Raw genomic sequence first — 12,756 nt, 5'->3', positions numbered from 1 at the left:
GGAAATGGACTGTTTTTGAGTTCTCTAAAGACTTTCAAAAAGGTTTTTGATTTGTTTTGATGGAACTTTGTTTTTGGGGAATAGGTTTAGGAACTAAAAACTAGCGATTTTGGGTACATTTTAAACTAACTAGTTTTTAGTTCCAAAACACTCGTTAACGGTACTTTCCTTTCATATTAAAGCTTGTAGCCTTAACGTACTATTTTTCCGACTTGTTGTCTGTACCCGGGTCCTACCAACAAAACACGGGAAACAGACGCTAAGTAAATTCCAATCTAAAAAAAGTCGAATTCCTGTGCGCTAAGGAACCGACTTTTTACTGTGGCTTGTTAAGCTAACGCATGCTTTAGTTGAACAAGAAAAAGCTTTATTTAAATTGATTTATACGAAATTTAAAGGCGATACCAAGATTAATCCCAATAATTAAACATTACATCACCAATTGTTATAGGGTTCCAATATTTGACTTGTTCTTTAATAGTACGAATATTTCTTAACTCCTCATGTTCTTCAATATTAAATTGCTTGTTCAATTCAATTACTTTCATAACTGTATACCCCGAAAACTCTTCTGCCAACTCTTCATAGTCGATAAAATACAATGGGAATGAGTTTCCAAATTTACTGTATTCATCATCAAGACAAAATGCTATAAATGGATGTGCCGCATTTACAACTGCATATATAGGTTGGGGTAGAAAGAAAAACTTTACTGCATAGAAATTATTACAATCTTCTTCTAAATATCTTAATATCTCATATTGTATATGTTTTTTTAATGCTATTTTTTTACATCTTTCATAAAAATCGAACTTATTTATTGAGGGTGGCTCAGGATCCTCTCCAGGCATGTAATATCCCCCTGTTACTCCATACGGTAAATTCATTTTAGTCATATTGAACCCCTTTATTAAATTGTATTTTAATTAAAATTAATTCTATATGATTATACCAATTAATTAGTCCTGAAATGATATACCATAGTGAAAATTTTCTTTTTCTTATTGAACTAATCTGCCATTTTGTTCAATAAAAAAGGACCGACAAAATCGTCGATCACGTTTATCAAATAATGCACTGCGTTAGTTGAACATAATTAATTCATAAACTGTTCTTGAAGAGATTGGATTGTCTTAGAATCAAGTTTGTATACTTTTCCACCTAAAGCAGTTACTAAATTTTGTTTGTAGTTCACATTGTATTCCACTTTTTTACCCGAATCATTGATAAACGAGAGAGTTAAATCAGTCGTTGGGGTTTCGTTTTGTCCAGATTGCACCTTTTTTGCGTCAAACCCTTTTTCAATTTCTTTTAATTGGTCACTGTTTTCTTTTGAGGTATAAACAATTGTGTTAACTGACGTAACGGCAACAATTGCAACAGTTTGACTAGCTTTACTTTCTGTTTTCGAGTTCATCGAACAACCAAATAAAAGTAGTGTACAACAAAACATCATTAAAATTTTCCTCATATAAATCTCCTTTTTTTAATTATTTTCTAAAGTTACATTCCACTCAAGCAATACAACATCCTTCTACGAACCTAAAGATGAATCAATTGGAAGATATTTTCCTATTACATGAAGAAAAAGAACTACTATTTTTAGCGAAATCCTTATTTAACTAATCTGCCATTTTGTTGCATAAAAAAAACGAGCTGTTAGCAACTCGTGATCTCTCCTACTGAAATAAAGAAAAAAGGTAGTTTCATTACTTCATTAAGAACTATGAAAGATGATTTATGGACATATGAAGTAGTTCATTAAACGTTCCTTCGTTATTGAAGAATCGCATTAGTTAGTTAACTCAATTATATTTTAATTAGCATTAGCAAAACGGTTTTGTATAACAAATGCGATAATAACCGATAACATTGTAATAATGAATGGAGATACAGATGAATTTTCCACAAAAACAACCTCATTTGGCAATTTTGAAATATTACTCCATTGATTAGCTATATCAGGCTGATAAAATACCGTTAAAAGCATACCTGAGAATACATTTAAAGCAACAAATAATATGATAAAACTTACTGAAAACAAAAGAATTTTTTTCATTTTTATTCTCCTTTAGTTACTCAATTTATTATATTCACTAAGAAGATTTTCCTAAGATGATACTACTAACATTAATATATTTTTCCATTTTTAACTATAAGTTTGCAAATTCCTTATTGTACTAATCTGCCATTTTGTTGAATAAAAAAACGAGCTGTGAACAACTCGTGATCTTTAACCAATGCATTGCATTATTTGAATAAGAGTTTCGTAATATCATTCTTAATATTTACTTTTAATTCATCAAATGAATATAGTTTTGAAGAATATGCCTCCAAATCCTCATAGCTTCTTCTAATGATAATGCACACACATTCTAGATAGTAGTTACTTCCAGAATTTGTTAGCATATAATACTCGCCATTGAATTCAAAGTTTTCTATATCATTAATCACTATTTTATTAAAATTTAAGGTCAGAAAAAGTTCATTTATTTCCTTAATTATCATATCCATTTCTTCCAACTCACTCCTAATATCTTATATAACTAAATCAATGAGTTAGTTCAATAACTTTACCTTGCTTTGATAATCCTTTTACTCATTATCAAATTTTTTTGTAATAGTTATAAGGAAAAGGCCAATAATGAGGATAATGATATAAGCTAATAAAGCATACTGATCTGGAACTAGTGATAAAATAAATTTGAATTTAAACTGATCGCTATTGAACCTAGGAACAATACCCCTAATTAAAACTTGTATACTTATAATAAATAAAGCAATTCCTGTTATTCTTATAATCGTATTGATTATAGTTCACTCCTAATTTAAGATAATATAAATAATCAGTTATTGTGTTATCTACTGCCATTTAGTTTCAAAAGAAAATCAAGAATCTGCTTTAACAGAGCAGATTGAAAAGAAACTTGTGAAATAAGTTAAGCATGCTTGCTTATTTTAACATTCTCAGGGCAATATATGATTGTCTTTTTATCTTTTATAAGGTATAGTAAGTTTCATCCAATATGTTTAAATGTTTAAACATATAATCTCAATTAGGATTAATCGATAAATAATATAAGTGTGAACAGTAAGGAGAAAAAATGATGAAGACAAACGAGACCGTATTAATTACAGGGGCATCTGGAGGAATTGGTAAAGAATTAGCTATTTTATTTGCAAAAGATGGATTCGATTTAGTTTTAGTAGCAAGATCGATTGATAATTTAATGAAAGTAAAAAGTGAAATTGAATCAATGTCGAAAGTAAAGATTCAACTATTTTCAAAGGATTTATCTAAGGAAGAGGAAATAGTTTCTTTACAAAAGGAACTAAATGCTAAAAATATACAAATTGATTATTTAGTGAATAATGCTGGGTTTGGATTATTTGGGGAGTTTGCAACTACAAGTTTAGACGAAGAGTTAAACATGATTGATTTAAATATACGTACAGTTACACATCTTACAAAACTGTTTTTAAAAGGGATGATTGAAAGAAATAAAGGTGGAGTAATGAATATTGCATCCACTGCAGCATTTCAACCCGGACCATTAATGGCTGTTTATTATGCTACAAAGTCTTATGTTCTTTCTTTTACTGAAGCACTTTCCAATGAACTGAAAGGAACAAATGTTAATGTAACGGCTGTTTGTCCTGGTGCAACAGAAACTAATTTTGGAAAACGTGCTAATATGCATGAATCAAATTTATTCCAAAGTGGCGTTGGGAATGTAAAAGATGTTGCTAAAGTAGCATATAAGGGATTTAGAGGTGGAAAAACAATTGTGATTCCAGGAATGACGAATAAAATACTAGCAAATTCTGTTCGATTTATGCCAAGAAAATTAGTTACGAACGTTGTAAGGTATATCCAAAGAAGAATATAATTTATCAAAACGACTCAGACATATTTTGCCGAGTCGTTTTTTTGTTGTAAATTATGTATAAATTTCTAACTAAAAATTTTAATTTTTTGGTACCTGGAAGTTTAGAAATATGTAAAATTAAACAAGCAATGTATTCAAGAATAGGTGAGGAATTAATAATAAGATTATTGCTGTCCAGCAGGGTGTGTAAATACTTGGAATAGTACGCCAAATTTGTCTACTACTTTACCGTAACATGGGCTAAATCCAGTATCTTGTAAAGGTAATTCTACTTCGCCACCTTCTGAAAGGCCTTCAAAAAATCGTTTTGAAATTTCAATTTCATTTGTGGAAATACAAATTGTTACTTGGTTTCCACTTTGGAACGGGTAACCAGGATAAGTATCTGAAAGCATTAATACGGATTTTCCGATTTGGATCGTTGCGTGCATAATTAAATTCTTAGCATCAGACGGTATTTTTCCTTCTGAATCGTCTCCAACTTCTCCATAAGTTTGACTAAATAATACCTTTGCATCAAGTGCTTTTTCATAAAAATTGATTGCTTCTTGAGCATTTCCATCCATGATTAAATAAGGGATTAATTCTAATGACATGTCCACTTCACTCCTTAATTTGAAAGAAATATGACTCAAATATTCTGAACGCCTGTCTATCCAGTACCATATTCTATTCTATCCATATCTAAATTATAAAATAAAGAACATACGTTTGCAATGTGGGCTTTATAAAAGTTTTTCGACATGAAACGGGAACTTTTGTTCTTTTTTTTTTATTAATTTATCTGTTAAATAGAGGGGAATTGTCTCTATTGTTGAATAGTATGCATTGGGGCAAGATGTTTAATAAACTTATAGCCTAGGAGGCTGAGTGGTTTGCAGGAGCTCAAAAAATATAGAAGAAATGTCTTCATATTATTGTTTGTCATATTTATTTCATTAATAGGACATTTTGCTAAGCCATTGCCAATTGTTAGTAGAAGAATCTTAGAAGGAATTTTTTGGCTTTCCTTAATTAGTTGTTTTGGAATTATTACAAATGGCGTAATAAAGTTTAGCCAAAAAATTGGTAAGTTAGCATACTTTTTTGTTTTGGGGAGTTTAATAAGTGCAATTTTTGCATTTACAATCGAAACTTTAAATACAATAAAAGTTTTATCATTTTATATTTATTATATTTGTCTTTTTGCAAGCTTAATTACAGGTGTAATAGCAATTATAAAAGAAGAAAAAGGGTTAGCAAAATTATCGGGATTTATATTGATGTTCTTATTTGGACTAATTTTTGTGTGTACTTTTATTGTATGGAATATAAATGGTGCTCAATATTAAGCGTCAGACAGCCTGCCAAGCGCTCGTAATTAGATTAAGTTTTAAGGACTACTCTGACAATATACTGCTTTTAATTTTTTCCATCTAGTAATAGATGGTTTTTTATTTTTTATCGTTTCTACTATTAAAAAAAGGTATTAAGTTACATTTCTAGAATAGGTGAGATATTGATCGAATTACCTATTAACAATCTTAGAGATATTGAAACTTAAACTACAGAATGATTATGGGGGACAGATATGAATAAGATGCTATGGAATTCACCTGAAAACTTGAAAACATTACTTACAGAGCTAGTTAGTTGGAAAAGTATAACGTTAACAGATGGGGAACGGCAATTTCCAATTAATTTATTTAACAAGCTATCTGGTTTGCAATATTTTAAAGACCTACCACATCAACTGAAGTTACATGATTCAGATAAAGGTCGGAAATTTTTAACTGCATTGTATAAAAGGCCAGATATAAAAGATACCATTTGTCTGATCAGTCATTTTGATACGGTAAATACAGAAGAATATGGTGAGCTTGAACATCTGTCTACAAAAATTGAGGATTTAACAAATGCTTTTCATGAACGGCTAAATGAATTTTCGAAAGAAGTTCAAAATGATTTGAATTCTGGTGAATATATATTTGGTCGTGGTTCGATGGATATGAAAATGGGACTTGCGATGCATATGAGTCTTATTGAGAAAGCTAGTATTGAGGAATGGCCAATTAATCTTTTATTATTAACTGTTCCTGATGAAGAGGTAAATTCGGCTGGAATGCGTGACGCAGTCTCAACACTTGTCAATCTACAGGAAGAATATGATTTGAATATTAAGTTATTTTTAAATGGTGAGCCCGTATTCTCACAAGAACCAGGAGATCCAAAGTATTATATTTACTCTGGTACAATTGGTAAAATAATGCCAGCAGCATTATTTTATGGAAAAGAAACTCATGCTGGGGAACCATTAAGTGGGATAACATCTCCATATATTGCATCTTTTTTAACTAGAAAAATGGAGTGGAATGAGGAATTTCAAGAGACTGATTTTGGTGAGAAGACTCCGTTACCAGTTACACTACAGCAGAAGGACTTGAGGTTAGAGTATTCGACTCAAACACCTTTTCGTTCATGTGCGCTATACAATGTGTTTTTAATGAAAAGAAATGCTTCTGAGGTTTTTAATTTATTCGAAAAAATAGCACATGAAGCTGCTGAAGAATGTAATTTTGAATATGAAAATATTTGTAAAAGACATAACGTAAATCCAATTGGAAAAGTAAAAGTTATCCAATATACAGACTTGCAGCAATATGCAATAAAAAAGCTCGGCGAAGAATATGTGTTGAACCTAAAAAAAGAAATTCATTCGCACAGTGAGTGGGATGATCGTGAGAAGTCCTTTAGAATTGCAGACAATTTAATGATTGAATGTCAGGAGCTTGCACCTGCTATTATCATATTATTTGCGCCACCTTACTATCCAGCAATAAATTCTACTGAAGATGAGTTGGTAGAGCAGTGTATTAAATTTTCTTCTGAGCTTGCTAATAACCAGTTTAATTTACCTGTAAAACGTATTCACTATTTTAATGGAATAAGCGACTTAAGTTATGTTAATTACAGCGATTCGACTGGCGGATGGACGGCATTCGAGTTGAACACACCTGTATGGGGAGATAGTTATAATTTACCTTTTAGTTTAATGGAAAAATTAAATGCGCCTGTATTAAATATCGGACCGTTCGGAAAAGATGCCCATAAGTTAACGGAGAGATTACATATTAGAAATGCTTTTGAAGAAGTGCCTTATATAGTAGAAGAAGTGATTCATATGATTAGTAAAATGAGATGACAAAAAGTAAACCTTCTAAATTAGAAGGTTTCAGACTGTTGACAAACGCTCGCTTTCTTCGTTGCTTCGCCTGTCTGCGGTGCTCATTACCGTTTAAGGTAACTCCGCTCCTCACCAGGCTTCGCGCCTCGAAAGACAAGCGCTTGCAATCAGTCTGAAAATCAAATTTTAGTATTTTGTCTACATAATAAAACCTTCTAAAAAAGAAGGTTTATTTTTATTTAATATTCTATTTCTTCAATATCCTTTGCCTGAGGAAGTGGTTGGTTATTTTTTTGGCTCTGATTTATATTATTTATTTCATCTTCTCTTCTTTCTCTTATATTGCTGTTTTGCTTTTCGCGATTTTTCAATTTATTTGCTCCCTTCACTTCGATTACAGTTAATTTGTGCAAAATTAACTAATTTATTAGAAGTTTTAGGAGTAAAGGGAGTAAAAGGTAAATATTCAGGTATGGCAAAATCGTTTAACCTTTTATTTCTGCTTTTTGATTAAATAGATTATTAAAAATGGATTGCCACTCAATTTGACTTTTTATTTCAGTTAGACAGATTCTATGATTTTTCGTTACTTTTAATTGGTGATCTGATAATGAAATTCTTCCTTCTTTCGTTAATAAGTTGACGATTTTATATTGGGTGAAAATTGTTTCATTACTAGTTTGGAAGTATAGAAATTGTTCTTCGAATTGTTGGAGTTGTTTTGGGATAGTTGAAATGAAAAGTAAATCCTTCCAAATTTCACTGAATTTTTGAAGTATGAAATTCGAATCGTCTTGTTTAATCATTCGATAGGATCCATTTGAATCTGAGTATTCATAATGGTCACGAAACAAGAGTGGTTCTAAAAAACCGCCACCAATTCCTACGTCTGCGAGATAGTTTTGATCGTCAATTTTGACTAATATTGATAAATGTGAAAATTCGGGATTCCAACACTGTTTTTCTTCATTCCAAAATTTAGTTGAAATAAATGATACATTGAAACCTAATTCCTGTAGAACTGAAAAAAGTAATGAATTCGTTTCAAAACAAATCCCACCACGCTTACCATTTGCTATTTTTTTCATAATTTCAGAAGGATTCATTGAGAGCGGTATTTGAGAAATAATATCGATATTTTCAAATGGTATTGAAAGTAAGTGGTGTTTATGAATTTGTTTTAATGAGGAATATGAAATTGTTTGGGGTTTATTTAAACGGATGTGTTTAAAATATGACTCAATTAGCATGAAATCCTCCATAAAATTTAATGTAAATAGTAAATATAATGAGTATACAATGAGGATTGTATAAAAAGTGAAAAATAAGAGAAATAATTTAAAATTTTCTAAAATCATAGTTGACACATAGGAATAGTGTGTTTATTATTAAGCTTATATAAAAAATCAATATGGCTGATTGGAAGACCAAAGGCCCTTAACTATTTTCATTAGTTAAGGGTCTTTTTGCACTTTAAAAAGGATAAATTGGCAGCGATGAGGAGTACTCGGCGTAGTGGCCAATTATAGGAATAAAGTATAAGTGCAACTACGTCTCTGCCTTCGCCTAAAAGGCTAGGCAATCGACGAGTTTTCTTTACATTTGTGCCTTAAAGGGGAGATTTTAATGTGTTGAAGTGTAGAGGTGGGTACAAATAAAAATCGGAAAATTGAAATTGAGAGGGGCAGATTATTGTGGGGGCAAAGAAATGGGTTATTAGTTCGGTAGTTGTTGTATTAGCAGTTTCGGGAGTATTGTATGCGACCTTGAAGGATGATAAATCTGAGGCTACTAATACTGAAGCGGCAAATAAAAAAGTGGAATTGTTAAATGTTTCTTATGATCCAACTCGTGAATTATATGAAAATTATAATAAAGCTTTTAGTAAATATTGGGAAAAAGAACATCACCAAACTGTAACAATTAAGCAGTCTCATGGTGGTTCTGGAAAGCAAGCTAGAGCAGTAATCGACGGTTTAGATGCTGATGTAGTTACACTAGCTCTTGGATATGATATTGATTCGATCAATGAAAAGGCAAAACTAATATCCCCTAATTGGCAAAAAGAATTTAAATACAATTCAACTCCTTATACATCAACAATTGTTTTTTTAGTAAGGAAAGGAAATCCGAAGAATATTAAGGATTGGGATGATTTAACGAAAAAAGGAGTTCAAGTCATTACTCCAAATCCAAAAACTTCGGGTGGTGCAAGGTGGAATTATTTAGCTGCTTGGGGCTATGCAGACAAAAAATATAATGGCGATGAGAAAAAAGTAAAAGCGTTTATGAAGAAATTATATAAAAACGTTCCAGTATTAGATACTGGCGCACGTGGTTCAACAACTACATTTGTTGAAAAAGGAATTGGAGATGTGTTAATTGCATGGGAAAATGAAGCATTACTTTCAGAGAAGGAATTAGGTGAGGGGAAATATAAAATTGTATATCCTTCGATTAGTATTCTAGCTGAGCCACCTGTTGCGGTTGTAGATAAAAATGTGAAGGAAAAGAAAACCGAAGAAGTAGCAAAGGCGTACTTATCTTATCTTTATAGCAAAGAAGGTCAAAAGATCATCGCCGAAAATTATTATCGTCCAAGAGATAAAGAGATACTAGCTAAATATAGTGAACAATATCCTAGCCTGCCACTGTTAACAATTGATAAAGATTTCGGAGGATGGGGTAAAGCTCAATCGAAGCATTTTGATGATGGTGGAGTATTTGACCAAATTTATCAATAATCACGTAAGTGGAAAATAAAGAGGACATTGGACTTTATTGGGCGTTTTACTAGAGCTTAAGCCAAGTCTTCTTTATTTGATTTTTATTTTAAGGAGGATTGACAAAATTTGTTTAAGAAGCAGAAAAGAATCCTACCTGGATTTGGATTAACATTTGGATTTTCAATATTATATATAAGTTTTTTTATTTTTCTTCCGGTATCGGTGCTGTTTTTGCATTCTTTCGATATAGGTTGGTCAAAATTTATAAAAATTGTTAGTGAACATAGAGTACTAATGTCTTATAAAGTAAGTTTTGGAACTGCCTTTATTGCTGCGATTATTAACGCTGTTTTTGGTTTATTAGTAGCTTGGGTGCTTGTACGTTATCGTTTTCCTGGTAAACGAATTGTAGATGCATTCATTGATTTACCTTTTGCATTACCGACTGCAGTTGCTGGTATTACTTTAACTACATTGTATTCTCCTGATGGTTGGGTTGGTAAATTTTTCTCTTTCAAAATAGCTTATACACCACTTGGGATTATTATAGCTCTTACATTTATCGGGTTACCATTTGTAGTTAGGATGGTTCAACCTGTTCTTGAAAATTTTCAAAAAGATGTTGAGGAAGCAGCAGCAAGTCTAGGTGCAAACCGTTTTCAAATTTTTTGGAAAGTAATTTTTCCGGGGATTTTACCAGCATTATTGACTGGATTTTCTTTAGCATTCGCAAGATCCTTAGGTGAGTATGGGTCTGTCGTGTTTATTTCGGGAAATATGCCAATGAAGACTGAAATTACACCCTTGTTAATTATGACAAAATTAGAGCAATATGATTACTCGGGTGCAACCGCACTTGCTGTTGTGTTATTAGTAACTTCTTTTTTACTCTTATTGATCATTAGTATTTTTCAAAGATACGCAAATCGTGCTTTTGTTCAAGGGGGTAAGGGTTAAGAATGGAAAGAGAATTTAAGATTGTGAGAGAACTAGAAGTGAATGCTAATACTGATAAAAGAGCAAAATTGAACGGCAATACGATTCAGATCATGTTAATTAGTATTGTCATACTTTTTTTAGCGTTATTTTTATTTCTTCCATTAGTTTCAATTTTTATAAAGGCTTTACAAGATGGTTTTGGAGTTTATAAAGAAGCGATTGTAAATGATGAGACGTTAGCAGCAATTAAATTGACGTTTTTGGTAACGATTATTACGTTACCGCTTAATGCAATTTTTGGTGTTTCGATTGCGTGGGCTACAACGAAATTTAATTTTAAAGGAAAAAATATATTAGTAACTTTAATTGAACTACCTTTTGCAGTGTCGCCAGTTGTAGCAGGATTTTTATTTGTTCTATTATTTAGTCCGAATAATGGGATTTTTGGTGGTTGGTTAAAGGAACATAATTTGAAAATCATTTTTTCAACACCTGGAATTGTTTTAGCAACAATTTTTGTCACTTTGCCTTTTGTTGCGAAAGAATTAATTGCGGTTATGCAGGCAACAGGCAGTGCTGAAGAAGAGGCTGCGCTAACTTTGGGTGCGAACGGATGGCATATTTTTTGGAAGGTGACACTTCCGAAAATTAAATGGGGACTTTTGTATGGCGTTATATTATGCAATGCAAGAGCGGTTGGAGAATTTGGTGCTGTATCTGTTGTATCTGGACATATTCGCGGCGAAACAATTACAATGCCACTTCAAATTGAAAATTTATATAATGAGTACCAATTTCCACAAGCATATACAGTTGCGTCACTCATGTCCATTTTTGCGATTCTGACATTAGTTATTAAAAATATTATTGAATGGAAAGTTCTAAAGGAAGAGAAACAATAGGAGAGGATTGTATGTCAATTAAAGTTTCAAATGTAATGAAAAGTTATGAAAATGAAAATGCCTTAAAAGGAATTGATTTAAATATTAAAAAAGGGGAATTAGTTGCTTTATTAGGTCCATCTGGGTCTGGTAAAACAACATTGTTGCGAATCATTGCCGGTTTAGAAAATCCAGATTTGGGTGAAATATTTTTTGAAGATCAGGATGTAGCAAATGTGCAAGTGAAAGAAAGAAATGTAGGGTTTGTATTCCAGCATTATGCTTTATTTCAGCACATGACTGTTTTTGAAAATATTGCTTTTGGTTTGAAGGTTAGACCAAGAGCTACACGTCCTTTAAAAAGAAAAATTAATGAGAAAGTGATGGAATTACTATCTTTAGTAAAATTAGAAAGCTTTGCAAATCGATTTCCTTCTCAATTATCTGGTGGCCAAAGACAACGTGTTGCATTAGCAAGAGCATTGGCTGTAGAACCAAGTGTATTATTATTAGATGAACCATTTGGGGCATTGGATGCAAAAGTGAGAAAGGATTTAAGAAGGTGGTTACGTAAACTCCATGATGAAATTCATATTACGAGTATATTTGTAACGCATGATCAAGAGGAAGCACTTGAAGTTGCAGATCGAGTTGTCATTATGAATGGCGGGACGATTGAACAAATCGGAACACCTGAGGAAGTTTACCATACACCAGCAAGTCCGTTTGTTTATGATTTTCTTGGCAAAGTAAATTTATTTCATGGAAGGATAAATAAAGGAAGCTTAATAAGTGGAGGATTAGAAATTCCGTTACCAGAATTAGTTGAACATGAACATAAAGAACATAATGAGGTTACCGGTTATGTTCGTCCTCATCAAATTACAATCGAAAAGTTTGAAACAAATCAAACGTCGATCAGTGCAATCGTAACCCATATTCATGCTGTAGGACCAATCGTATATGTGGAGGTTCTACGAGAGGATACAAATGATTATGTTGAAATTGAACTCATGAACGAATTATTTTACGAGCTAAATATTCAACTTGGAGAAAGGGTATTTGTCCGTCCAAATGAATTGAAGGTATTTATTCCTCAAGATTATTCGATCTGACAAGATTAGAAAAGTATAAAAAAGGTTAAGGAGCAATGTCCT

At 31.9% G+C, this 12,756-nt stretch carries 13 protein-coding genes; 7 read left to right on the top strand and 6 right to left on the bottom strand.

The window, feature by feature from the left end:
• Positions 1-410: 410 nt before the first annotated feature.
• The 3 genes from COE53_RS11715 to COE53_RS11705 form a co-directional block, all read right to left on the bottom strand.
• Positions 411-896, bottom strand: a complete 486-nt coding sequence (locus tag COE53_RS11715) for a hypothetical protein (RefSeq protein WP_139116359.1) — start codon at positions 894-896, stop codon at positions 411-413.
• A 200-nt stretch (positions 897-1,096) separates the two neighbouring features.
• Positions 1,097-1,471: a hypothetical protein gene (locus COE53_RS11710; protein WP_069034149.1), complete on the bottom strand. Its 375-nt coding sequence runs from the start codon at positions 1,469-1,471 to the stop codon at positions 1,097-1,099.
• 345 nt (positions 1,472-1,816) lie between these two features.
• The gene (locus COE53_RS11705; protein ID WP_069034148.1) at positions 1,817-2,059 is read right to left on the bottom strand and encodes a hypothetical protein; all 243 of its coding nucleotides are present in this window, start codon (positions 2,057-2,059) and stop codon (positions 1,817-1,819) included.
• 1,048 nt (positions 2,060-3,107) lie between these two features.
• Here COE53_RS11705 and COE53_RS11695 point away from each other — a divergent pair.
• Positions 3,108-3,890: an SDR family NAD(P)-dependent oxidoreductase gene (locus COE53_RS11695; RefSeq protein WP_217493001.1), complete on the top strand. Its 783-nt coding sequence runs from the start codon at positions 3,108-3,110 to the stop codon at positions 3,888-3,890.
• Between the two features lie 164 nt (positions 3,891-4,054).
• Here the strand turns inward: COE53_RS11695 and COE53_RS11690 are convergent, their stop codons facing one another.
• Complete coding sequence (locus COE53_RS11690) at positions 4,055-4,486, bottom strand: VOC family protein (protein ID WP_069034146.1); 432 nt, start codon at positions 4,484-4,486, stop codon at positions 4,055-4,057.
• A 279-nt stretch (positions 4,487-4,765) separates the two neighbouring features.
• Here COE53_RS11690 and COE53_RS11685 point away from each other — a divergent pair, with 279 nt between their 5' ends.
• Positions 4,766-5,221 (top strand): hypothetical protein, encoded by a 456-nt coding sequence (locus COE53_RS11685; RefSeq protein WP_069034145.1) that lies wholly within the window; start codon positions 4,766-4,768, stop codon positions 5,219-5,221.
• 239 nt (positions 5,222-5,460) lie between these two features.
• Positions 5,461-7,071 (top strand): M20/M25/M40 family metallo-hydrolase, encoded by a 1,611-nt coding sequence (locus COE53_RS11680; protein WP_069034144.1) that lies wholly within the window; start codon positions 5,461-5,463, stop codon positions 7,069-7,071.
• A gap of 221 nt (positions 7,072-7,292) precedes the next feature.
• Here COE53_RS11680 and COE53_RS24335 read toward each other — a convergent pair whose 3' ends face one another.
• On the bottom strand, positions 7,293-7,424 hold the full coding sequence (locus COE53_RS24335) for a hypothetical protein (RefSeq protein WP_286143856.1): 132 nt from the start codon (positions 7,422-7,424) through the stop codon (positions 7,293-7,295).
• Positions 7,425-7,538: 114 nt separating this feature from the next.
• Entirely contained in the window at positions 7,539-8,303 is a 765-nt protein-coding gene (locus tag COE53_RS11675) for an arylamine N-acetyltransferase family protein (protein ID WP_180242413.1), read from the bottom strand.
• Positions 8,304-8,744: 441 nt separating this feature from the next.
• On the opposite strand from COE53_RS11675, the gene COE53_RS11670 reads away from it, so the two are divergent.
• The 4 genes from COE53_RS11670 (at position 8,745) to COE53_RS11655 (ending at position 12,714) form a co-directional block, all read left to right on the top strand.
• Positions 8,745-9,797 carry a sulfate ABC transporter substrate-binding protein gene (locus COE53_RS11670; protein WP_098948062.1) on the top strand — a complete coding sequence of 351 codons (1,053 nt, stop codon included), beginning with the start codon at positions 8,745-8,747 and terminating at the stop codon, positions 9,795-9,797.
• Positions 9,798-9,905: 108 nt separating this feature from the next.
• Positions 9,906-10,736: a sulfate ABC transporter permease subunit CysT gene (gene cysT / locus COE53_RS11665; protein WP_069034141.1), complete on the top strand. Its 831-nt coding sequence runs from the start codon at positions 9,906-9,908 to the stop codon at positions 10,734-10,736.
• A 2-nt stretch (positions 10,737-10,738) separates the two neighbouring features.
• Positions 10,739-11,620 carry a sulfate ABC transporter permease subunit CysW gene (gene cysW / locus COE53_RS11660; protein WP_069034140.1) on the top strand — a complete coding sequence of 294 codons (882 nt, stop codon included), beginning with the start codon at positions 10,739-10,741 and terminating at the stop codon, positions 11,618-11,620.
• A gap of 11 nt (positions 11,621-11,631) precedes the next feature.
• Entirely contained in the window at positions 11,632-12,714 is a 1,083-nt protein-coding gene (locus COE53_RS11655) for a sulfate/molybdate ABC transporter ATP-binding protein (protein WP_098948061.1), read from the top strand.
• Positions 12,715-12,756 lie beyond the last annotated feature (42 nt).

The sequence above is a fragment of the Bacillus sp. AFS029533 genome, from assembly GCF_002585125.1.
GTDB classification, from domain to species: Bacteria; Bacillota; Bacilli; order Bacillales; family Bacillaceae_G; genus Gottfriedia; species Gottfriedia luciferensis_B.
The sequence above is the reverse complement of the archived record's forward strand: the minus strand, read 5'-3'. Positions and strand labels throughout refer to the sequence as shown.